Raw genomic sequence first — 21,498 nt, 5'->3', positions numbered from 1 at the left:
TTCAACATCTGTGCAAGCAGGCAGACCGCTTTCGCGAGCAGGCTCGCTCCCACACAGTTGTCGCGGTTCGCCTACATTAAACAGACCACTTCCCCCCAACGAAGCCCTCGGCTAAGGTGCGCGGCTTCTCATCCTCACATCGCTGAAGGCCCGGCATGACCGAACAGAATCACGACCCGCTGCACGGCGTCACCCTGGAGCAAATCCTCAACGCCCTGGTTGAACATTACGAATGGTCAGGGCTGGCCGAGCGCATCGATATCCGCTGCTTCAAGAGTGATCCGAGCATCAAGTCGAGCCTGACGTTCCTGCGCAAAACGCCGTGGGCGCGGGAGAAGGTCGAACGCTTGTACGTGAAGCTGATGCGCACCAAGCGTCCGCTCTGAATATGGCCGAACAGTCAGTCGCGCGGCGTCGTTTTGTGGCGCTTGTCGCCATCCTCGGCTGGGCCGGATTGAGCATTCAGATGTACCTGATTTTCCATTCGCGCTGGACATTCCAAGCCAGCCTGTTGGGCGGGTTGGTGAGTTACTTCAGCTACTTCACCGTGCTCAGCAATACCTTGGTGGCAACGGTGTTGACCTGTGAACTGACGTCCCGAGAATCCGCGACGCGTCGCTGGTTCTTGCAGCCGTGGGTCAGCAGCGGCATTGCCGTGAGCATCGCCGTGGTCGGCCTGGCGTACAGCCTGTTGCTGCGCCATTTGTGGCACCCCGAAGGCTGGCAATGGCTGGCTGATGAACTGCTGCACGACGTCATGCCGCTGCTGTTTATGGTCTATTGGTGGTGCTGGGTGCCGAAGGGCACATTACGGCTGCGGCATATCGCGTTGTGGGTGATTTATCCGCTGGTGTATTTCGCCTATGCATTGCTGCGCGGACATTTGCTGGCGACTTATCCGTATCCGTTCATTGATGTGGACAAGCTGGGTTATCCACAGGTGTTTATCAATGCGGGTGGATTGTTGGTGGGGTTTGTGGGCATTTCACTTGTGTTGATCGGGCTGGATCGGTGGCTCGGTCGCCGTGGCAAAGGTGTGCATTTGCAGTGATGGCGGCATCGCCTTCGCGAGCAGGCTCGCTCCCACAATGGATCGGCGTACATCTGCCCCTGTGGGAGCGAGCCTGCTCGCGAAGTGGTCAGTGAAGAGGTTACTCCTCGTCACTATCCTCCAGGCGCCAGTAGCCCACCGCCTTGACGAATTGCTCGTCCAGCCCATGCTCATCCAGCAACACCCGGCGAATCTGCCGCGACACCTTGCTCTCGGTGGCGACCCAGGCATACAGGCTGCCGGTCGGGACTTTGACTTGCCGCACGGTGGTCAGCAAATGATCCTTGCCCCCTTCGCGTAATACCCAGATCACATTGACCTCGGCAGGACTCTGCAGCACTTGCTGCTCCTTGCCGTTTTCCACTTCGATGATCACCAGCGCACGGCGATTGGCTGCCAGGGCTTCGAGGCGTCGGGCGATGGCGGGCAGGGCGGTTTCGTCGCCTATCAGCAGGTAGCTGTCGAAGATGTCCGGCACGATCATCGAGCCTCGTGGCCCGCCGATGTGCAGGAACTGGCCGGGTTTGGCCTGCTCGGCCCAGGTCGACGCAGGGCCGTCGCCGTGGAGGACGAAGTCGATGTCCAGTTCCAACGTATTCAGGTCATACCGACGCGGTGTGTAATCGCGCATTTCCGGCATGACCCCGTCAATCTTGCCGGCGCCAAGCACCAGGTTATCCAGCGCGGCGGCCTGTTCGGCGTTCTGCGGGAATAACAGTTTGACGTGGTCGTCCGTGCCGAGGCTGACGAACCCTGCCAGCTCAGGTCCGCCCAAGGTAATCCGACGCATGCGCGGGGTCAGGTCGACCACACGCAGTACTTCCAGGCGCCGACGTTTGATTTCATGCATGACGCGGTGAATGGTTTGGGATGGGTCGATGACGTCAGTCATTTGGCAGGCTCCTGATCAGGTGTAACGGCAGGGCCGTCGACAATGGCTTTGGCGGTGTTGTTGAGCAGGTCGCGCACCCGCAGGATTTCTTCAGGGCTCCAGCGACCGTGATGCATTTGCAGGGCATGACGCAGGTTGTGCACCGCTTCGTGGATCTCCGGCGGGCGATCATGGCCGCGCAATGAGCGCTTGCTGACCTCGATGCGCATGCGTACGCCATCCAGCGCAATCGCCTGCTCGCTCAAGGAAAGACGTCCGGCGTCGGTCACGCTGTAGCGTTTTTTTCCGCCTTCGGCGTCGCCCAGAATCATTTCGCTTTCTTCAAGAAACGTCAGGGTCGGGTAGATCACGCCGGGGCTGGGGCTGTAGGCGCCATCGAACATGTCTTCGATCTGGCGGATCAGGTCATAGCCATGGCAGGGCTGCTCGGCGATCAGCGCCAGCAGCAGTAACTTCAGATCGCCGGGGGCAAATACCCGTGGTCCACGACCACCGCGTTCGCGGCCGTGGCGCTTTTCGAAGCCGTCGCGGCTGTCGCTGTGTTCGCGGTGGGGGGAATGATGGTCTCTCATTTTTGCTTTCTCTCGTCACGTTTAGATACAACGTAAGATATATCTTGTGACGAAATCAAGGCTTTTGTTGAGAATGACTTTCATTGGTCGACGAGCGGCGCCCGGCAATAGGCTCTGGGTTCCCCCTGGCATTTGTTTAAGGCGAAGCGCCTCATTCCATGGGGACGAGGCCTATTTGTTCGGAGGTTTAGCACTCGGTAGGGTTGGTTGCCCGTGATCAACGCCGCACCATTTCAATTGGCAGACACTGCGTATGGCTGCCCGGTTGCAGATAGGGGTTGAGAATCGGTGCCATGCCCTTGAGCACTTGCACGGGCAACGCCGAGGTGAAGGTGAAGTTCTCGGCACTGCGTCCCGGCACGAAAGCGGTGAGGGTGCCGAAATGGGTGTCGCCAATATAGAACACGAAGGTCGCGGTGCGGTTGAGGGCCTTGGAGCTCAGAATCCGTCCGCCGGAGCCGATGGCCTCGATGCGGTTATCGCCGGTACCGGTCTTGCCACCCATGGCCAGGGGTTTGCCGTCGGGGGTCACGAAACTGCCGGAGACACGCCTGGCCGTACCAGCGTCCACCACTTGTGACAGGGCTTCGCGCATGGCCGTGGCGACCTCGGATGGCATGACTCGTTTGCCGACATCCGGATCGTTGATCAGTTTGGTCTCATAGGGGGTGTTCGCTGCGAAGTGCAGGCTGTCGATGCGCAGTGTCGGCATGCGCACACCATCGTTGAGGATGGTGCCGATCAGCTCGGCAAGCGCCGCCGGGCGGTCGCCGGAGCTGCCTATGGCCGTGGCCAGCGACGGCACCAGGTGATCGAATGGATAGCCGAGTTTCTGCCAGCGCTGGTGAATGTCGAGGAACGCCTCGATCTCCAGCATGGTGCGGATGCGGTTGTCGCGGGCGCCCTTGTGCCGGCTCTTGAACAGCCAGCTATAGACTTCCTGACGCTCGAACTGGCTGGCCTTGACGATGTCCTTGAACGTGGCATCGGGATGGTTGAGCAGGTAGCCCATCATCCACAGGTCCAGCGGGTGCACCTTGGCGATGAAGCCTTGGTCCGGCAAGTCGTAGATGCCGGGGCCATAGGCTTCATAGAGACGTATAAGGCGATCGTCGGTCAGTTTTTCGGTGAGCTGGGTGCCGGCCAGGTGCGAACGCACGAAGATATTGAAGCTTTCCTGGCTGGCCCGGGGCAGCAGGTAACGGTGCACGGCGGCCAGGCGGATCGGCGTCGGGCGCATGCTGTCGAGGAAGGTTTCGAGCCGTTCCTGGGTGTCCTTGTTGCGGTACTTCTTCCAGAACTTGAGCAGGAACGAGGTGCCTTCGCGGTCGGCGAACTCAGCCAGGTATTCCTGACGCCGTGGGTCGCGGTCATCCTTGAGTAATTCGGCGCTGCTGTTGGGGCCGGAATAGGTGGTGTAGCGCACGATGTCACGCATCAGGCGAATGAATGGCAGGTTGATCGATTCCCGAATGGAATCGCGCAGGGTCGGCAGGCGGCCGTTGTCTTCCTTGCGGAAGTTATGGAACGTATGCAGGCCGCCACCGGTAAAGAACGCCTCGCCAGGGCTGGCCGAGTATTTGCGGTCCAGCGCGGCACTGAGCATCGGTGGCAGGCTGCGATCCTTGTTCTGGATCAGATATTCGATGACCCATTGGCTCAGGCGATCCAGTTCTGGCACTTCGACTTTCTTCAAGTCCGGGACACTCATGCCGGCATATTTGTCGTGCAGCTCGGCGATGATTTGCAGGTAGGTGGTGAGCACGCGCATTTTTGCCGTGGAGCCCAGTTCCAGTTTGCTGCCTTCGTTGATGTCGAACGGCTGATCGGTGCTGTCGGTCTGCACCCGCACCCGCGAACCGTCCGGGGTCAGCTCGAACAGGGTGAAGCTGTAACGCACCTGGGTGGTGCTGGTGGGGGTCAACAAACGCTCGCCCATCAGGCCGATTTCCTTGGCATATTCCGGGTCGGCCAGCCTTTTCAGGTAGGCGGTCGCCTGGGTCTGCAAGTCACCTTGCAGGGTGCTGGTGGCCGATAGGTCGAGGCGGTCAAGGTCGTACAGCGGACGATTGAGCAAACCGGCCAGCCGGCTGCGCGCCACGCTGATGCCCTTGTTGGTTTCGATCGGCTGGATGGTCGGCTGGGTCAACCAGTCGCGATAGGTGACCTTGCTGGCCAATGCTGCATCGGCGAAAGGTTTATCGATCACGCCGTTCTGTGCCAGCAGGCGAATATGGCTGTCGGTGAGGTCGGCCAGTTCGTCGCGGCCCTTGGTCAGGTAATGGGAAGGGCGGCGCTGGGCAATCATGAGTGACAGCATTTCGCGCAGGGCCAGGCCTTTGTCCGCGAGGCTTTTTGGATCCGTCGCGTCGCTGGCGAGGCGTTTATTGGCCTCGTTGAAATCGGCGCCGTACCACACGCGCAGACCTTCGGCCATGCCGTGCACTTCGCCATGGCCGGGGACCGCTGACAGCGGCACGCTGTTGAGGTAGTCGCGCACCACGTTCTGCCGGGCCTTGAGGGTTTCCGGCCCGTCCTGATAGGCGCGCACGCTGGCGGAGATCATTTGGCGGATTTTCTCCCCGCCCGACACCGTCAAGCCGTCGGGCGAGTGCCGGTACTTCTCCAGTTGCGTCGCCAGTGTACTGCCGCCCGCCGATTGACCGGGCAAATGCAGCATTTTGGCAACCTGGGTGTAAGCCGCCATGCCGAACCGCGGCCAGTCCACCGCCGGGTTGGCCAAAGGTTGGCGAGGGTCGAGCAGGAAACGGTTCTCGATAAACAGCAAGCTGCTAACCACTACTGGCGGGATCGATTCGAAGCTGGAATAGAGTTGTTGCGGGTAGTTGAACTGATAGAGCGGCGCCGCCTTGCAGTCGGTGATCGACAAACCGGCCTGGATTTTTTCCGAGTAAGGCACGAACAAGCCTTTATTGGTGTAATCCATCAGCGCCGGGGAAAAGCGGGTCTGGGCAGAAATCACGTAATCGCGCTTGATCAGCCGCGGCAGGAACTCACCCAGCGAGCTATAGCCCAAGCGCAAATCAAAGGGACCGGCGCCGGGGTAACGAATGGAATCGCTGGGCCCAGGTTTGAGCTCATAACTCAGGGTTTTGGCGAATTTACTGACTTCCCGGGCCTGAAACCTCGACGTGCGCATTTCCTTGGCGGCTGCCAGCCCCACGACGATCGCGATAATCAGCATCAGCACCCAGAACGCCTTCCAGCCGTGCCGGTTACGACGGGGTTTTTCAGGTAAAGGCGCTTCATCCACACGTTCAGTCGGGACCACGGTTTCACTCGAATCGGTTTGCCACAAAGCGCCCATAGTCGATTGATCCATTCACGCAGATTGATCGGACTTGTCTGAAGCTTAGACGGTGGTTGGCGATGGTGAAAAAATTGTGAAGCCCCAATCATCGCTTACCCACCGATCCCTGTGGCGAGGGAGCTTGCTCCCGCTCGGTTGCGTAGCAGCCGCAAAACCAGTCAACCCGTTCGTGCAGGCCATCCACAATAACTGGAATTGGGGCCGCTTCGCGGCCCAGCGGGAGCAAGCTCCCTCGCCACAGGAGGTGCATGAATCAATAGATCGGAGTTAGAGCCAACAGGCATCCCAGAGCGGGTAGTTGCCGATTTTATCTACCAGCCCAGCGCGCAACGGGTTAGCGACTATGTAGCGAGCGAACGGTAGAAGATCTTCGTCGTCACGGATGGCTCGGTCGTGAAAGCCGGTTTGCCAAAAAGCGCCTTCACGATTCAGCGTTCGATTGACGCTCAATGTGCTGCGAGACTTGGTGGCTTGCATGAGTTGCGCCAAGGTGCGCTGTTCCAGTTGCACCAGCCAATGCAGATGGTCAGGCATGATGACCCAGGCAATCGAATTGACCCAACCCTGGTCATGGGCGCGCCTGAGTTCTGCAACCAGCAAACGTCCGATCTTCCAGTCGCTGAATAAGGGTTGTCTTTGATGCACGACGGCAGTGATGAGATAGGCCCGGCCCGATTCCGAGTAACGCCCATGGCGCAGGAGATGTGAGTTTGGGTGTGGAGGCATTCCTTGCATCCTTTTGCGGTTGGTCCGCTTTGACCCTAGTCAATCGGCTTCCTACGCGTAACGGTAACGTCTGAATGAAAATTCGGAGATTCATGAAGGATCTTCAGATTTGGTGAAACCGAAGTTTTTGTGGCGAGGGAGCTTGCTCCCGCTGGGCCGCGAAGCGGCCCCAAAATCTGCAATTAAGTTAGTTAGGATAAACAGGTCGTCTGATTTTGCGACTGCTGCGCAGCCGAGCGGGAGCAAGCTCCCTCGCCACAAAAGCAATTATGTTGCGGGTGCGGTTTGTGGTGACTGATTCAACCGCTTATTGAACTCCAGCCAAGCCCCCAGCAACGCCATCAACCCGGCGCCGACCAGCGCCGTGAAAATCTGCATGGCGAAGGCGTCGTCGGTCATGGCGTTGATCATGTCCGCCAATGGCGCCAGCAACACGCCCAGGCAGAAAATTTCCAGCGAAAAGCGCCCCATTCGACAGTTTTGCCGGGCCAGCCAGTGTTGCGTCCAGCCGGTATCGGGCAGCAGTTTCGCCGTGACGTAGGCCAGCGCCAGGAAGTGCAGCAAGCGCACCGGCGACAGGTTGGTCTTGCTGATCGGGTACAGCAGATTGCTCAGGCTGGTAGGCATCAGCGCGTCGTGAATGTGCGGCCAGCGCCAGGCGATGGTCAGTACCCCGGCAGCGACCACGTACACGGCGGCGGTCATGAACAACGGCTGGCGCAGCAATGGACGGGGATTGGGCAGGCGTGGGCGCTGTGCATGAATCGCGGCGGCACCGCCCAGGACAAACAGCAGTTGCCAGGCGACGGGGTTGAAGTACCACACGCCATCCTTGATCGCAGCCAGGTTCCAGCCGGCCAGCGGCACCATCAGATACAACGCCAGTGACAGCGCCACCACTACCCAGGTCTTGCGCACCAGCATCGGCAGCACCAGCGGCAACCCCGCCAGCAGCACAATGTATAGCGGCAGCGGATCCATCAGGTTCGGTTTGAAGCGCAGCAGCAACTCATCGATCAAGGCTTGCTGAGGGTCGCTGATGAAGTGGTGCATGCCCATTTCTTCCACCAGGTCCCGGGTTTCCACGTGACTGTTGGCGAAGAACACGATGCCCATGAGCATGGCCAGCAGGAAAATGTGCACCACGTACAGCACCCAGGCGCGGCGCAGGATTTTCACGCAGGCGATCAGGAAACCTTCCCGCGCCAGCACTTTGCCGTAAGCCAGCACCGCCGCGTAACCGGCCAGGAACACGAAGACTTCGGCGGCATCGCTGAAGCCGAAATTGCGCAGGGTGATTTGGCCCAAAGGGTTGTGAGGCACGTGATCCCAGAAGATGAAGATCAGTGCCAGACCGCGAAAGAAATCGATCCGGTGATCGCGCGCTAGCGTCATGACGGCAGGCTCGTAAACAGATGTTGAACAAAGGAGTAGTCGACGGCGCGAATGGTTGCGCGCCGCACATCGGCGGCGCGCAGGGTGGCCCGATTTGTCGGCAATTGCAAAACCGGGGTATTTCGGAATGTTGATGCAGCGTTTAACCGCTGGTCTGAAAGCTGCCCTTGCCTGTGATTTCTGACAGTAGACAAGCTCAAATAAATAGGGTGATGCAACGTCGTCCAGCGCAGGATCGTCAGTATGAGACGGTTGTGGAAAGGGTTGTCCAGCTACACGGTGATCGGGGTCGCCAACACCCTTATCCACTGGCAGATCTTCTTCCTGCTGAGCGTGGCGGCGGGTCTGCGTCAGGCACTCAGCAATCTGGTGGCCTTCTGTGTGGCGGCCTCGTTTTCCTTCTACATGAACGCGCTCTACACCTTCGACAGCAAAATGTCGGTCGGCGGCTACCTGCTGTTCATGGCCGCGATGGGGGCACTAAGTTATGGCGTCGGGTATGCCGGTGACCTGTGGCGGTTGCATGGCTTGCTGACCGTGGCGCTGTTTTCGGCTTTGAGTCTGGTCCTGGGTTTCCTGTTTTCCAAGTACGTGGTGTTTCGCGAGCGTGGCGCATGAAAATTTCGCTCATCGTTCCGGTATTCAACGAAGAACAGGCGATTGAGCTGTTCTATCGCGCCGTGCGTCGCGAATTGAAGCTGGGCGATGCCGAAGTGGAAATCGTCTTCATCAACGACGGCAGCACCGATGGCACCGCCGACCAGGCGGCCACGCTGGCGCAGGCGGACAATCTGGTCATGCTGATCAATTTTTCCCGCAATTTCGGCAAGGAGCCGGCGCTGTTTGCCGGCCTGGAATATGCCAGCGGTGATGCCGTGATCCCGATGGACGTCGATCTGCAAGACCCGATCAGCGTCATCCCGCAACTGGTCGAGCAATGGCAAAAAGGTGCGGATGTGGTCCTGGCCAAGCGCCGTGACCGTCATACCGACAGCTACTTGAAACGCCACAGCGCGGCGTTGTTCTACCACCTGTTGAACCGCATTTCGTACACACGGATCGAAGAAAACGTCGGGGACTTCCGGCTCATGGATCGCAAGGTGGTCGACGTCATCCGAACCTTGCCCGAGCATCAACTGTTCATGAAGGGCGTATTGTCCTGGGCCGGCTTCAATACCGTGGTGGTGGAGTACGAACGGGCCCGGCGCGTGGCCGGGAGCAGCAAGTTCAACGTCTGGAAACTGTGGAACCTGGCGCTGGAAGGCGTGACGTCGTTCAGCACCGTACCGTTGCGGTTGTGGACCTATGTGGGCGGATTCGTGTCGATTTTCGCCGTGCTTTACGCGGTGTACATGGTGCTGGACAAGATTTTCAACGGTAACAGCGTGCCCGGTTATCCATCGTTGATGACCGCCATTCTGTTTCTCGGTGGCGTGCAACTGATCGGCATCGGCATCCTCGGCGAGTACATCGGTCGGATCTATATCGAAGCCAAGCACCGGCCGCGCTACGTGGTCAAGGACATCGTCGGCGGCAAACCGCAGCGCGGGCCCTAGCATGGGCAGGTTCAGCGACTTTTTCGTCAAAGAGCTGGGGCGCCGTCAGGTCTGGGTGTTTTTTCTGCTGGCGACGTTTGTGTATGTTGTGCCGCTGATCCTCGCGGACTATCCCTACATCGATGACAACTGGCGCTCGCTCTCGGCCGGCATGGCCTGGGCGGAGCAGGGAAGGTTGTTCACCCAGCTGTTCTACAACGCGCTCACCTTCACGGATGCAGCGCCGAACATCTTTCCATTGCCGTTGTTGATCGCCACGCTGGCGATGTCCTGGGCATTGACCCGCCTGACCTTTCATTACTTCCGGCAGCCCACCATCGCTTGCTGTCTGGTGCTGTTGCCGCTCTGGTACAACCCGTTTTTCCTGCAAAACCTGTCCTATCAATACGACGGCGCACCCATGGCCCTGAGCCTGGTGGCGGTGATCCATGCGATCACCTTTCGCCACCCCTCACGCAGTGTGCAATGGCTGGTGCCTTCGTTTCTGATTGCGCTGGCCCTGGGGTTGTATCAGATCAGTCTGAATGTGTTTCTGGGACTGTGTTGCCTGGAGTTGGTCAGAGTGGCCAGCGACCAAAAGGCTCCGGTGCAGTGGAGTGAGTTGATCGGCTGGAGATTTGCCCAGGTTGTGTTGGGCTGGTTGATTTACTGCGTCACGGCGTTTCCGTTCATGGGGCAGAATCGTACGTTGTTGCTCAATGGATCGGCGCAGCCCTTGCTGCAAATCGACGTCAACATTGGCCGGGTGCTGGAAAAAGTCGTGCTGCTGTTCCATGGCGGATTTGCCTGGGTATTCGCCGTGTTGTTGCTGTGCGCCATTGTCGGTGCGGTTTTCCTGGGATTGAGTATCGGCCGGCGCAAGGAGAGCGCACCGAAGCGGTTGTTGATTGGCCTGCTGTGTGTGCTGACAGTTCCGGCAGTGCTGCTGTTGGTTTCGGGTGTGGCGCTGTTCTTTCGCGACTTCAACGAAGGCGCCAGGACCCTGATGGGGTTTTCGGTGTGGCTGGTGCTGCTGTTTTATCTAAGCCATCTGGCACTGGCGACCGTGCATGAGCGACTGCCGCTGCTGTTGCTGGTGCCGCTGTTGGCGATGCTGTCACTGTCGTTTGCCTATGGCCGGGTGCTGACGGTGCAGAAAACCTTTGCCACCAGCGCGCTGTTCAGTCTCGAGCGCGATATCAGCAGCCATTCGGCCTTGCGCGAGGCCAAGCGCATTTACATGTCGGTGACTTACTCCGATCACTGGTTGCTGGGGGCCGCGGGCTCGTTCAAGCAATTGCCGGTGCTGCACTATCTGTTGAACACCGACTTTTACATGCTGGCGGAAAACCTGCCCAAGGTCGGCATCACCAACGTGGTTGCGGAGCGGGAGCGGCGAAATGCGACGCGGGTGGGGTATCAGCATTTTGCGCCGCTGGTGGAGAGCCCGTATTACCGGATCTACCTGATTGGTGATTACGGTTTCATCGTGATGAAGGAGCCGGCCCCGATCAAATCGCTGCGTTGGTGATGCGATCCGATCGGGACAGTGGGAATCAGGCAGCGGCTATTTCATTGGGCTCAAAACTGTCGGCCCGCGCCATCTGCCACATCCGCGAGTAGAACTCACCGTTCACTTCTCCCGTCAGCAATTCCCCCGGTTTCAAAAACACATGCAGCTGCGAAAACAGTTTGATCTCGGTGGCCGACATGCGTCGCACCAAGTGTTTGGCCGACAGCTGTGACGGGTGTTCAAGGCCGGCGGCGGCGAGCATTTCGGCCAGGCCCTTGAGGGTGTTGCGGTGGAAGTTGTAGACCCGCTGGGCCTTGTCCGGCACCACCAATGCGCGCTGGCGCAGGGTGTCCTGGGTGGCGACGCCGGTCGGGCATTTGTTGGTGTGGCAACTCTGTGACTGGATGCAGCCAATGGCGAACATGAAACCGCGCGCCGAGTTGGCCCAGTCGGCGCCGATGGCCAGGACGCTGGCAATGTCGAACGCGCTGACGATCTTGCCGCTGGCGCCGAGCTTGATTTTGTCCCGCAGGTTCAGGCCCACCAGGGTGTTGTGCACGAACAACAGGCCTTCGCGCATCGGCACGCCGATGTGGTCGGTGAACTCCAGTGGCGCGGCGCCGGTGCCGCCTTCCTTGCCGTCGATGACGATGAAGTCAGGGAGGATGCCGGTTTCCAGCATGGCCTTGGCAATGCCCATGAACTCCCACGGATGACCCAGGCAGAACTTGAAGCCCACCGGTTTACCACCGGACAGTTCACGCAGTTGCTGGATGAAATGCATCATCTCGATCGGCGTGGAAAACGCCGTGTGCCGCGACGGCGAGATGCAATCCTGGCCCATCGGAACGCCACGGGTGTCGGCGATTTCCTGGGTGACCTTGTGCTTGGGCAGGATCCCGCCGTGGCCGGGTTTGGCGCCCTGGCTCAACTTGATTTCGATCATCCGCACTTGCGGCGTTTGCGCCTGTGCGGCGAAGCGTTCCGGGTCGAAGCGACCGTCGGCGGTGCGGCAGCCGAAGTAACCGCTACCCAGCTCCCAGGTCAGGTCGCCGCCGTGTTCGCGGTGATAGGGGCTGATGCTGCCTTCGCCGGTGTCGTGGGCGAAGTTGCCGAGTTTCGCGCCCTGGTTCAAGGCACGGATGGCGTTGGCGCTGAGCGAGCCGAAGCTCATGGCCGAGATGTTGAACACCGACGCCGAATACGGCTGGGTGCATTGCGGGCCACCGACCGTGACCCGGAAACCGCTCGGGTCGCTCAACGGCGCCGGGCGCATGGAGTGGCCGATGAACTCGAAGCCCGACTGATACACGTCGATCAGGGTGCCAAAGGGTTTGTCGGCGCTTTCATTCTTGGCCCGGGAGTAGACCAGCGAGCGTTGAGCCCGGGAAAAGGGCAGGGCATCGCTGTCGGATTCGAGCAGGTACTGGCGGATTTCCGGGCGAATGCCTTCGACCAGATAGCGGATGTTGCCCAGGATCGGGTAATTGCGCCGTACCGCGTGAGGGCTTTGCAACAGATCGAACACGCCGAGCAGGCTCAGCACGCCGGTAACGGCGGTGATCGGCCAGAGCCAGTCGTGTTCGAGGAAGGGCAGGCTGGCGAGGGTGAAAATCACGCAGACGGCAAAGAAGGCGTAGCGGCTCAGGAGTGACAGGCTCATACGGTTTCCTTGGGTTCGGGCTCGGTTGTGCGTACACGGACTTCACTGTGGGGGGGGGGGGGGGGGGGGGGGGGGGGGGGGGGGGGGGGGGGGGGAGGGGGGGGGGGGGGGGGGGGGGGGGGGGGGTGTTCAAGACGCCCGAGGGTGGGGACACAACCCCCCCTCCCCCCCCCCCCCCGCTCCCACAGTAAAAAGCGTTCCACGGCAATCAGGCATTTTGTGCCTGGAGAAAAATCGAAAACAGCTCGGACTGGGACTTGATCCCCAGCTTGCTGTACATGTGCTTCTTATGGACTTTCACGGTTTCGATGGAGATTTCAAGTTTGCGGGCGATTTCCTTGCTGGAGCAACCACTGAGCATCAAGCGCCCGACATCCAGCTCCCGGGCGGTCAATTGCGCACCTTTGAGTTGCTGCACCGAGGCTTCCAACTGCACTCGCCAATCGGTGTTTGCCGGCGCGGGTGCCAGGGCCACCACTTCGTTGATTTCGTAGGGCAGGCGCTGACGCAGCAGACCCAGCACCCACGGAGAAATCAACGATAGCAGGGCAATCTGCCCAGCGCTGAAGCGCTGCTTGCTGCCCAGCGACAGACACAACGTGCGGTCGCCTTCGAGCTGACAATTAAACTGGATTTCGTCGGCCACGACATTCACACGAAAGTAGCGTTGATAGTACTCGGTGAGTTCGAAATGCTCCGGCGCCACTTCCGATAAGCGGTACAGGCCGGTGCGCGATTGCTCGCGGCAGGCGATGTAGAAGGGGTCGAGCAGGTACAGCCCGCGCAGGTAATCCTGGAACAGTTGGTCGGGGCTGCCGTCTTCGCCCGGGCATTCGGCGAACACTTGCGGGTGCTGGTCGGCGCTGAACAGCAACGCCACCCAGCTGTCGCAGGGCACGTATTGATCCAACAGGCGCACCAGCTGCGTCCAGAAATTGGGCTTGTCCAGGGCGTCGATCAGTTGCCCCACCGAGCGGTGCCAGGCGATGTCGTCCAACGAGAGTGTCATGCATCTACCCCTATCGTGTTACCCCAGCGGCGTAATTTCCCGGCCGCTCGCTTGCTGCGCATACTGGCGCACAGACAGCGACCGGGCAATCTTTCCGGCGCCCAGAACAAGGACCACCCATGAAAGTCGAACTCGCCCAATTGGCGGGCCGTGACAACGACACGGCTTACAACCTCGAACGCGCCCTGGCAGCGATCAACGCCTGTGCGGGCGACACGCAGCTGATCATGTTTCCGGAAAGCCACTTGATGGGCTTCCCGAGCGCCGAATCCGTGGCCGATGTTGCCGAGCCTCTGGATGGCCCGACTATCAGCGCAATTGTTGCCGCTGCCCGTGAGCGCGACATCGCCGTGGTGATTGGCACCGCCGAAAACGACAACGGCCGTTTCTACAACACCACGCTACTGATCACCCCTGAAGGCATTGCGCTGAAATACCGCAAGACGCACCTGTGGGCGTCGGATCGCGGCGTGTATGAACCGGGCGACCGTTACGCCACCTGCCTATGGAACGGTGTGCGCGTGGGCCTGTTGATTTGCTACGACATTGAGTTTCCCGAATCCGCCCGTGCCCTGGCGCAACTGGGTGCCGAACTGCTGCTGGTAACCAACGGCAACATGGACCCCTACGGCCCGACTCACCGCACCGCGATCATGGCTCGTGCCCAGGAAAACCAGGCCTTTGCGCTGATGGTCAACCGCGTGGAAGCGGGCGACGGCGGGTTGCTGTTTGCCGGCGGCAGTGCACTGGTCGATCCGCTGGGCACGCTGTTGTTCGAGGCCGGTCGCGAGGAGGGGCAGTTTGCGGTTGAGCTGGATCAGAACCGGCTGACGGCGGCGCGTCAGGATTATCGGTATCTGGATGATCAGCGGCTGAAGTTGCCGGGGGAATTCGTCGAGCATGCGAATGGATTGCGGGAGTTGCTGATTCCTGCGCGCTGATCCGGATTCTGTGTCGCCAGGGCCGACGCCATCGCTGGCAAGCCAGCTCCCACAGGGATATCAGGCGTTCACAAAACCATTGTGGGAGCTGGCTTGCCAGCGATGAGGCCCTGACAGGCGGCACACCTGTTTGATCTACCCAAGAACAACAAAGCTACATCCCCGAAAACCCCTGCGCCGAACTCGGCTCTGCCATAAATCCAATAACATCCGGAGTAGTCGCCCCATGGCTCATTTGCAACGCACCCTGTCATTAGGGTCGGTGGTGCTGTTCGGCATCGCCTACATGACGCCGATCATTGTGCTCGGCACCTTTGGCATCCTCGCTCAATCCACCGCCGGCATGGTGCCGGCCGCTTACCTGGCGGCGCTGGTGGCGATGTTCTTCACCGCCATGAGCTACGGGCGCATGGCCTCGGCTTTTCCGGTCGCCGGTTCCGCCTATAGCTATGTGCGCAAGGCCATCAGCCCGAAACTCGGTTTCATCGCCGGTTGGGCGGTACTGCTCGATTACCTGTTCTTGCCCATGGCGATCTGGCTGATCGGCGCGGCGTACCTTTACTCGGCGTTTCCGGCTGTGCCGCAATGGGTCTGGGTACTGGCCTTCATTGGCATCACCAGTGCCATCAACATCGTCGGCCTGAAACTGGCCAACGGCATCAACGCCTTGCTGATGCTGGTGCAGTTCCTGGTGCTGGTGGCCTTTGTGGCGCTGTGCGTGCACTACGTCGCCGGTGATGCGAGCGCGCCGTTGTGGTCAATCAAACCGTTCTTCAACGGCGACATGCAGATGCCCATGATCATGAGTGGCGCGGCCATCGCCTGTTACTCGTTCCTCGGTTTCGACGCGGTCAGCACCCTGACCGAAGAAACCCGTGACCCGCGCCGCACCATCCCGCGAGCGATCATGCTGATCACCCTGATCGGCGGGCTGATTTTCGTTGGTGTCTCATACTTCGTGCAGATCGCCCATCCGTCGTTCCAGTTCGACAGTGTCGATTCGGCGGCTTATGAAATTGCCCGCAACATCGGCGGGGACCTGTTCGTCTCGATCTTTCTGATCGGCCTGATCGTCGGTCAGTTCGCTTCGGGCCTGTCGGCCCAGGCCAGCGGTTCGCGCCTGTTGTACGCCATGGGCCGCGACGGCGTGTTGCCGAAGTCGTTTTTCGGCACCCTTCATGAGCGTTTCGGCACGCCGATCAACAGCATCCTGCTGTGTGCCGTGGTGGCCCTGCTGGCGCTAAAACTCGACGTCACCACCTCGACCTCGTTCATCAACTTTGGCGCGTTCCTGGCGTTCAGCCTGGTGAATCTGTCAGTGATCTTCCACTACTGGATCGGCGGCGAGAAGAAAGGGCTGCGTGAACTGGTGCTGTTCCTGATCTTCCCGTTCATCGGGCTGGTGGCGGACCTGTGGCTGATGGTCAGCCTCGATCACTTGGCGATCTACCTGGGGTTGAGCTGGCTGGTGATCGGTGTGGTGTACTTGGCGGCGTTGACCGGTGGCTTTCGGCGCCAACCGCCGGAAATGGATTTTCAGGAAGCCGCATAAACGAGTCTGAATGCGATCTACTTGTGGGAGCGAGCCTGCTCGCGAAAGCGGTGCATCAGGCAACATTGATGTCGTCTGACACGCCGTCTTCGCGAGCAGGCTCGCTCCCACAGGACGGACATGGGATCCTTGGCGTTTTTGAGTCAAAGGTTCTTGTTCATGTCGACGCCCATTCCTGCACTTATCCACATCGCCGCCGCCCTGCTGATAGGTCTAGACGGCCGAACCCTGCTCGTGCGCAAGCGCGGCACCCAGGCGTTCATGCAGCCTGGCGGCAAGATCGAGGCCCATGAACAACCGGTCAACGCCCTGGCCCGCGAGCTGGAAGAGGAGTTGGGGCTGGTCATCGATCCGGCGCAGGCCACTTTCCTTGGCCAGTTCTCGGCGCCCGCCGCCAATGAGCCGGGATTTGTGGTTAAGGCCGAGATTTTTCTGCTGAATATTGATGCGGTTGTCACCCCGGCAGCCGAAATCGAAGAAGTGATCTGGATCGACCCGGCCACCGACGGCGATCTCCTCTTGGCGCCATTGACACGAGACCTGATCCTGCCGTTTTATCGGGCTTCGCTGACCGCGACTGCCTGATCATTTACGAAGGACCCGCCATGATCCCGCTTCAAGACTTGCTGATTTTCGCTGCCGCCGCGTTGCTGATGGTACTGACGCCGGGGCCGAACATGATCTACCTGATCTCCCGTTCGATCTGCCAGGGTCGCAAGGCTGGCGTGACCTCGTTGCTGGGGGTGGTCGCCGGTTTCTTCGTGCACCTGTTCGCCGCCGCTGCCGGTTTGACCGCGGTGTTCCTGGCGGTGCCGATGGCCTACGAAGTGCTGAAGTGGGCCGGTGCGCTGTACCTGTTGTGGCTGGCGTGGCAGGCGGTGAAACCGGGAGCGCGTTCGCCATTCGAAGCGCAGCAGTTGCCGCCGGACTCGTCGCGCAAACTGATCACCATGGGCTTTCTCACCAGCGCCTTGAACCCCAAGATCGCGGTGTTTTACCTGTCGGTGTTTCCGCAGTTCATCACGCCCGAGCACGGTTCGGTGTTCACTCAAAGCATCGTCCTGGGCCTGACCCAGATCAGCGTCAGCTTCAGCGTCAACTTGCTCATCGCGCTGTTTGCTGCGGGCATCGCCTCGTGGTTCGTCAATAACCCGACCTGGCTGGCGCTGCAGCGTTATTTCATGGGCTTCGTGCTGTCGGCGCTGGCGCTGCGGCTGATGCTTGAACAACGTCGGATGGCCTGAGCATGTGGGTCGAACGACTGGATGCCAGCCATGCCCTGGATTACCGGGCGCTGATGCTCGAAGCCTACGATCGGCATCCACAGGCGTTCACCTCCAGTGTGCGCGAGCGTGCGTCCATGCCGCTGAGTTGGTGGGAGTCGCGCCTGACCGGCAAGCTCGAGGTGGTGTTTGGCGCGTTCGAAGAGGGAAAGCTGGCGGGCATCGCCGGGCTTGCCTTCGAGCCCCGGGAAAAGGCCCGGCACAAGGCGACGCTGTTTGGCATGTATGTGTCTGCCGATGTGCGCCAGCGCGGTCTCGGCCATCAGTTGGTGCAGGCGGTTCTGGACGAGGCGCGGCGACATCGGGGACTACGGCTGATCAAACTGACCGTCACCGCCGGCAATGACGCCGCGTTCAACCTGTACCGGCGCTGCGGCTTCATCCAGTTCGGCCTGGAGCCGATGGCGGTGCGGGTGGGTGAGGAGTACTTCGACAAGATCCACATGTGGCGTGAGATCTAACCATCACCGGAATCCCCTGTAGGAGCGAGCCTGCTCGCGATGACGGAGTGTCAGTCGGCATCAATGTTGACTGGTCCGCCGCCATCGCGAGCAGGCTCGCTCCTACAGGGGATGTGTGGGGTTCTATCGAACGGCGCTGACACCATCGAGTGTCGAAAACGATGTGTCCTTGGCCGTCAGCAGAAAATCACGCATGTACGGGGCATCCAGCATGTCGGCTCGAATTGCTGCGTACAGCGTCGCAAACAAACCTTTCTCGCCCAGCCGCTTGGCCTTCACGTAACCCCGTGAGCTGTATTCATGCAGCGCCCAATGGGGCATGCCGCAGACGCCGCGTCCGCTGGCCACCAGCTGCATCATCATCACCGTCAATTCCGAGGTGCGCACCTGCGCCGGTTCGACATCGGCCGGTTCCAGGAAGCGGGTGAAGATGTCCAGTCGGTCGCGTTCCACCGGGTAAGTGATCAGGGTCTCGGTCAGCAAGTCTTCCGGCACGATGTAGGCCTTGCTCGCCAAGCGGTGCTGGTTGGCCACGGCGAGCATCGCTTCGTAGGTAAACAGCGGCACATAAGTGATGCCCACCAGATCCACCGGGTCGGACGTCACCACCAGATCCAGGTCGCCACGGGCCAGGGCCGGGAGGGGCGCGAAGGAAAAACCGGAAGCCAGGTCCAGTTCGACTTCAGGCCAGGCATCGCGGAATTGGTCGATGGTGGGCATCAGCCACTGGAAGCAACTGTGGCATTCGATGGCCATGTGCAGGCGCCCGGCAGTACCACCGGCCAATCGCGCGATATCACGCTCGGCAGCGCGCAAAAGCGGCAGGGTGGCGTCGGCCAGTTGCAGCAGGCGCAAACCGGCGCTGGTGAACCGCACCGGTTTGGTCTTGCGCACGAACAACGGCATCCCCAGCCGTTCCTCAAGCTCCTTGAACTGGTGGGACAGCGCCGACTGGGTCAGGTGCAGGCGGTCGGCGGCATCCACCAGGCTGTCGGCTTCGCGCAAGGCGTGCAGGGTCTTGAGGTGACGGAGTTCAAGCACCAGATGGCTCCATGAAGAAAACTTGTGATCAACACGAAAAGGTTGAGTTTGTCTCATGTTGGGTGAGTTGTCGACAATAGCCCCATATTTTGCACAGGAGCACATTCGAGATGGCCGTAGCACACACCCTGGGTTTCCCGCGCATCGGCGCCGACCGCGAATTGAAAAAAGCCCTCGAAGCCTATTGGAAGGGCGATCTCGACCAGCACTCGTTGAAAAGCGTTGGCCGCCAATTGCGCGCTACCCACTGGCAACTGCAGAAAGACGCCGGCATCGACCTGCTGCCGGTGGGCGACTTCGCCTGGTACGACCAGGTGCTGACCCATTCCCTGACCTTCGGTGTGATCCCCGAGCGTTTCGACAGCACCAAGGACGAACGCGGCCTGCCGACCCTCGACACCTTGTTTGCCATGGCCCGTGGCGCCACGGCGAGTTGCTGCGGCGGTGAACACGGCCAGGCTCAATATGCTCAGGAACTGACCAAGTGGTTCGACACCAACTACCACTACCTGGTCCCGGAGTTCACCGCTGACCAGCCGTTCAAGCTGAGCTGGGAACAGTTGTTCGATGAGGTGGAGGAAGCCAAGGCCCTGGGGCACACGATCAAACCGGTGATCATCGGCCCGCTGACGTACCTGTGGCTGGGCAAGGCGAAAGGCAACGGTTTCGACAAGCTCGACCTGCTGGAGCGCCTGCTACCGATCTATGGCGAAATCCTTGGTCGTCTCGCTGCCCAAGGCGTGGAGTGGGTGCAGATCGATGAACCGATCCTGACCCTCGACCTGCCTCAGGAATGGAAAAACGCCTTCGAGCGCGCTTACCACATCCTTCAATACTCGCCGCTGAAAAAACTCGTGGCGACTTACTTCAGCGGTCTGCAAGACAACCTTGGACTGGCGGTCGGCCTTCCGGTGCAAGGCCTGCACATCGACGCCGTGCGGGCGCCGGATCAACTGCTGCACGTGCTCGATCGCCTGCCGATCTACAAGATTCTCTCGGTGGGTCTGGTCAATGGCCGCAACGTCTGGCGCTGCGAGCTGGAGCCGGTGCTTGAACAACTGCAATTTGCCCAGGAGCGTTTTGGCGACAACCTGTGGGTCAGCAGTTCCTGCTCGCTGTTGCACAGTCCAGTGGACCTGGAGCGCGAAGACAAACTCGATCCCGAGCTAAAAAGCTGGTTGGCGTTCGCCGTGCAAAAATGCGGTGAAATCGCCGTGCTGCGTGATGCCTTGAACGATCCGCAAGCGCCGAAAGTGCAAGCAGCCCTGGCCGAGAGCCGTGCCATCGCCGACAGCCGTGCTGAATCGCCACGCATCCATAAAGCTGACGTACAGGCACGAATCGACGGCATCGGCGCAGCCGACAGCCAACGCCAATCGCCGTTCGCCCAACGCATCGAGCAGCAACGTGCGCGGCTGAAACTGCCAGCGTTTCCGACCACCACCATCGGTTCGTTCCCGCAGACCGGTTCGATTCGCCTCGCGCGTCAGGCCTACAAGCAAGGCAAGCTGTCGGCCAACGATTACAACGACGCCATGCGCCATGAAATCCGCCACGCGGTGCAGATTCAGGAACGCCTGGGGCTGGACGTACTGGTGCACGGTGAGGCCGAGCGCAACGACATGGTCGAGTACTTCGCCGAGCAGCTCGATGGCTATGCCTTCACCCGCTTCGGCTGGGTACAGAGCTACGGTTCGCGCTGCGTGAAACCGGCGATCATCTACGGCGACCTGAGCCGTCCGCAAGCCATGACGGTCGACTGGATCACCTATGCCCAAAACCAGACCGACAAGGTCATGAAAGGCATGCTTACCGGTCCCGTGACCATGTTGATGTGGTCGTTCCCCCGCGAAGACGTTTCGCGCAAGGTCCAGGCGCAACAACTGGCGCTGGCCCTGCGTGACGAAGTGCTGGACCTGGAAGCCGCCGGCATCAAGATCGTGCAGATCGACGAAGCCGCGTTCCGTGAGGGGCTGCCGTTGCGCCGGGAGCAATGGCGGGAGTATCTGGACTGGGCGGTGGAAGCGTTTCGCCTGAGCGCCAGTGGCGTGCGTGACGAAACCCAGATTCACACCCACATGTGCTACAGCGAGTTCAATGATGTGATCGAGGCCATTGCGGCGATGGATGCCGACGTGATCACCATTGAAACCTCGCGTTCGGCCATGGAATTGCTGGAGGCCTTCAAGGCCTTCGATTACCCGAACGACATCGGCCCGGGCGTCTACGACATCCACTCGCCGCGGGTGCCGGACACTGAAGAGATGGTCAAGTTGATGAGCAAAGCCGTGCAACGAGTCCCGGCCGAACGCCTGTGGGTCAACCCCGATTGCGGGTTGAAAACCCGAGCCTGGCCGGAAACCGAAGCGGCGTTGGTCAACATGGTGGCGGCGGCACGGCAGCTACGAAACCAGTTGGCTTGATACACAACCCTCCCTGTAGGAGCGAGCTTGCTCGCGATGGATTCCAGAGCACTGCGGTACTTCAATGAGCACGCGTTTTCGTTGACGACCATCGCGAGCAAGCTCGCTCC

General features: G+C 60.3%; 19 protein-coding genes. 11 read left to right on the top strand and 8 right to left on the bottom strand.

Annotation, left to right across the window (positions count from 1 at the left end; genetic code table 11):
• Positions 1–155: 155 nt before the first annotated feature.
• Positions 156–386, top strand: coding sequence for a VF530 family DNA-binding protein (locus tag ACSFE6_RS21900; RefSeq protein WP_008016727.1), 231 nt, complete (start codon positions 156–158; stop codon positions 384–386).
• Positions 387–388: 2 nt separating this feature from the next.
• Positions 389–1,051, top strand: coding sequence for a Pr6Pr family membrane protein (locus ACSFE6_RS21895; RefSeq protein ID WP_435429532.1), 663 nt, complete (start codon positions 389–391; stop codon positions 1,049–1,051).
• A 100-nt stretch (positions 1,052–1,151) separates the two neighbouring features.
• Here ACSFE6_RS21895 and ACSFE6_RS21890 read toward each other — a convergent pair whose 3' ends face one another.
• The 5 genes from ACSFE6_RS21890 to ACSFE6_RS21870 all read right to left on the bottom strand — a co-directional run bounded on the left by ACSFE6_RS21890 (position 1,152) and on the right by ACSFE6_RS21870 (position 7,967).
• Positions 1,152–1,943 carry a siderophore-interacting protein gene (locus tag ACSFE6_RS21890; RefSeq protein ID WP_435429531.1) on the bottom strand — a complete coding sequence of 264 codons (792 nt, stop codon included), beginning with the start codon at positions 1,941–1,943 and terminating at the stop codon, positions 1,152–1,154.
• Positions 1,940–2,515 carry a PadR family transcriptional regulator gene (locus tag ACSFE6_RS21885; RefSeq protein WP_435429530.1) on the bottom strand — a complete coding sequence of 192 codons (576 nt, stop codon included), beginning with the start codon at positions 2,513–2,515 and terminating at the stop codon, positions 1,940–1,942. Before ACSFE6_RS21885 ends, ACSFE6_RS21890 begins: the two co-directional genes overlap by 4 nt.
• Positions 2,516–2,732: 217 nt before the next feature.
• Positions 2,733–5,843: a transglycosylase domain-containing protein gene (locus ACSFE6_RS21880; RefSeq protein ID WP_435429529.1), complete on the bottom strand. Its 3,111-nt coding sequence runs from the start codon at positions 5,841–5,843 to the stop codon at positions 2,733–2,735.
• 270 nt (positions 5,844–6,113) lie between these two features.
• Positions 6,114–6,572 (bottom strand): REP-associated tyrosine transposase, encoded by a 459-nt coding sequence (locus ACSFE6_RS21875; RefSeq protein ID WP_435429528.1) that lies wholly within the window; start codon positions 6,570–6,572, stop codon positions 6,114–6,116.
• Positions 6,573–6,839: 267 nt separating this feature from the next.
• Positions 6,840–7,967, bottom strand: a complete 1,128-nt coding sequence (locus ACSFE6_RS21870) for an OpgC family protein (protein WP_435429527.1) — start codon at positions 7,965–7,967, stop codon at positions 6,840–6,842.
• 243 nt (positions 7,968–8,210) lie between these two features.
• On the opposite strand from ACSFE6_RS21870, the gene ACSFE6_RS21865 reads away from it, so the two are divergent.
• Genes ACSFE6_RS21865 through ACSFE6_RS21855 form a run of 3 tightly spaced genes read left to right on the top strand, consistent with a single transcriptional unit; the run spans position 8,211 to position 11,033 of the window.
• Positions 8,211–8,585, top strand: a complete 375-nt coding sequence (locus tag ACSFE6_RS21865) for a GtrA family protein (RefSeq protein WP_435429526.1) — start codon at positions 8,211–8,213, stop codon at positions 8,583–8,585.
• Positions 8,582–9,523, top strand: a complete 942-nt coding sequence (locus tag ACSFE6_RS21860) for a glycosyltransferase family 2 protein (protein WP_435429525.1) — start codon at positions 8,582–8,584, stop codon at positions 9,521–9,523. Before ACSFE6_RS21865 ends, ACSFE6_RS21860 begins: the two co-directional genes overlap by 4 nt.
• Before the next feature lies 1 nt (position 9,524).
• Positions 9,525–11,033, top strand: a complete 1,509-nt coding sequence (locus ACSFE6_RS21855) for a glucosyltransferase domain-containing protein (protein WP_435429524.1) — start codon at positions 9,525–9,527, stop codon at positions 11,031–11,033.
• Between the two features lie 25 nt (positions 11,034–11,058).
• Here the strand turns inward: ACSFE6_RS21855 and ACSFE6_RS21850 are convergent, their stop codons facing one another.
• Both ACSFE6_RS21850 and ACSFE6_RS21845 read right to left on the bottom strand, forming a co-directional pair.
• On the bottom strand, positions 11,059–12,678 hold the full coding sequence (locus tag ACSFE6_RS21850; protein ID WP_435429523.1) for an FMN-binding glutamate synthase family protein: 1,620 nt from the start codon (positions 12,676–12,678) through the stop codon (positions 11,059–11,061).
• 208 nt (positions 12,679–12,886) lie between these two features.
• Positions 12,887–13,687 (bottom strand): response regulator transcription factor, encoded by an 801-nt coding sequence (locus ACSFE6_RS21845; RefSeq protein ID WP_435429522.1) that lies wholly within the window; start codon positions 13,685–13,687, stop codon positions 12,887–12,889.
• A gap of 119 nt (positions 13,688–13,806) precedes the next feature.
• Between ACSFE6_RS21845 and ACSFE6_RS21840 the strand changes: the two genes are divergently transcribed.
• From ACSFE6_RS21840 to ACSFE6_RS21820, 5 genes are all read left to right on the top strand, one after another.
• Entirely contained in the window at positions 13,807–14,628 is an 822-nt protein-coding gene (locus ACSFE6_RS21840) for a carbon-nitrogen hydrolase family protein (RefSeq protein WP_435429521.1), read from the top strand.
• 226 nt (positions 14,629–14,854) lie between these two features.
• A complete protein-coding gene (locus ACSFE6_RS21835; RefSeq protein ID WP_435429520.1) occupies positions 14,855–16,180 on the top strand; it encodes an APC family permease in 1,326 nt (441 codons plus the stop codon).
• A 159-nt stretch (positions 16,181–16,339) separates the two neighbouring features.
• Positions 16,340–16,765, top strand: coding sequence for an NUDIX hydrolase (locus tag ACSFE6_RS21830; protein WP_435429519.1), 426 nt, complete (start codon positions 16,340–16,342; stop codon positions 16,763–16,765).
• A 20-nt stretch (positions 16,766–16,785) separates the two neighbouring features.
• A complete protein-coding gene (locus ACSFE6_RS21825) occupies positions 16,786–17,424 on the top strand; it encodes a LysE family translocator (protein ID WP_435429518.1) in 639 nt (212 codons plus the stop codon).
• Between the two features lie 2 nt (positions 17,425–17,426).
• Positions 17,427–17,924 (top strand): N-acetyltransferase family protein, encoded by a 498-nt coding sequence (locus ACSFE6_RS21820; protein WP_435429517.1) that lies wholly within the window; start codon positions 17,427–17,429, stop codon positions 17,922–17,924.
• A gap of 123 nt (positions 17,925–18,047) precedes the next feature.
• Here ACSFE6_RS21820 and metR read toward each other — a convergent pair whose 3' ends face one another.
• Complete coding sequence (gene metR, locus ACSFE6_RS21815) at positions 18,048–18,965, bottom strand: transcriptional regulator MetR (RefSeq protein ID WP_433738896.1); 918 nt, start codon at positions 18,963–18,965, stop codon at positions 18,048–18,050.
• 110 nt (positions 18,966–19,075) lie between these two features.
• Between metR and metE the strand changes: the two genes are divergently transcribed.
• Positions 19,076–21,388 (top strand): 5-methyltetrahydropteroyltriglutamate--homocysteine S-methyltransferase, encoded by a 2,313-nt coding sequence (metE, locus tag ACSFE6_RS21810; RefSeq protein ID WP_435429516.1) that lies wholly within the window; start codon positions 19,076–19,078, stop codon positions 21,386–21,388.
• Positions 21,389–21,498 lie beyond the last annotated feature (110 nt).

Origin of the sequence: Pseudomonas baetica (assembly GCF_051216495.1) — a bacterium.
GTDB lineage: Bacteria > Pseudomonadota > Gammaproteobacteria > Pseudomonadales > Pseudomonadaceae > Aquipseudomonas > Aquipseudomonas baetica_B.
Note: the sequence above shows the minus strand (reverse complement) of the source record. Positions and strands in the feature narration are given on the sequence as shown.

Bases quoted from the DNA above. Each gene is read 5' to 3' on its own strand.
- ACSFE6_RS21900 (WP_008016727.1), top strand. From the start codon at position 156: ATGACCGAACAGAATCACGACCCGCTGCACGGCGTCACCCTGGAGCAA.
- ACSFE6_RS21895 (WP_435429532.1), top strand. From the start codon at position 389: ATGGCCGAACAGTCAGTCGCGCGGCGTCGTTTTGTGGCGCTTGTCGCC.
- ACSFE6_RS21890 (WP_435429531.1), bottom strand. From the start codon at position 1,943: ATGACTGACGTCATCGACCCATCCCAAACCATTCACCGCGTCATGCAT.
- ACSFE6_RS21885 (WP_435429530.1), bottom strand. From the start codon at position 2,515: ATGAGAGACCATCATTCCCCCCACCGCGAACACAGCGACAGCCGCGAC.
- ACSFE6_RS21880 (WP_435429529.1), bottom strand. From the start codon at position 5,843: ATGGGCGCTTTGTGGCAAACCGATTCGAGTGAAACCGTGGTCCCGACT.
- ACSFE6_RS21875 (WP_435429528.1), bottom strand. From the start codon at position 6,572: ATGCCTCCACACCCAAACTCACATCTCCTGCGCCATGGGCGTTACTCG.
- ACSFE6_RS21870 (WP_435429527.1), bottom strand. From the start codon at position 7,967: ATGACGCTAGCGCGCGATCACCGGATCGATTTCTTTCGCGGTCTGGCA.
- ACSFE6_RS21865 (WP_435429526.1), top strand. From the start codon at position 8,211: ATGAGACGGTTGTGGAAAGGGTTGTCCAGCTACACGGTGATCGGGGTC.
- ACSFE6_RS21860 (WP_435429525.1), top strand. From the start codon at position 8,582: ATGAAAATTTCGCTCATCGTTCCGGTATTCAACGAAGAACAGGCGATT.
- ACSFE6_RS21855 (WP_435429524.1), top strand. From the start codon at position 9,525: ATGGGCAGGTTCAGCGACTTTTTCGTCAAAGAGCTGGGGCGCCGTCAG.
- ACSFE6_RS21850 (WP_435429523.1), bottom strand. From the start codon at position 12,678: ATGAGCCTGTCACTCCTGAGCCGCTACGCCTTCTTTGCCGTCTGCGTG.
- ACSFE6_RS21845 (WP_435429522.1), bottom strand. From the start codon at position 13,687: ATGACACTCTCGTTGGACGACATCGCCTGGCACCGCTCGGTGGGGCAA.
- ACSFE6_RS21840 (WP_435429521.1), top strand. From the start codon at position 13,807: ATGAAAGTCGAACTCGCCCAATTGGCGGGCCGTGACAACGACACGGCT.
- ACSFE6_RS21835 (WP_435429520.1), top strand. From the start codon at position 14,855: ATGGCTCATTTGCAACGCACCCTGTCATTAGGGTCGGTGGTGCTGTTC.
- ACSFE6_RS21830 (WP_435429519.1), top strand. From the start codon at position 16,340: ATGTCGACGCCCATTCCTGCACTTATCCACATCGCCGCCGCCCTGCTG.
- ACSFE6_RS21825 (WP_435429518.1), top strand. From the start codon at position 16,786: ATGATCCCGCTTCAAGACTTGCTGATTTTCGCTGCCGCCGCGTTGCTG.
- ACSFE6_RS21820 (WP_435429517.1), top strand. From the start codon at position 17,427: ATGTGGGTCGAACGACTGGATGCCAGCCATGCCCTGGATTACCGGGCG.
- metE (WP_435429516.1), top strand. From the start codon at position 19,076: ATGGCCGTAGCACACACCCTGGGTTTCCCGCGCATCGGCGCCGACCGC.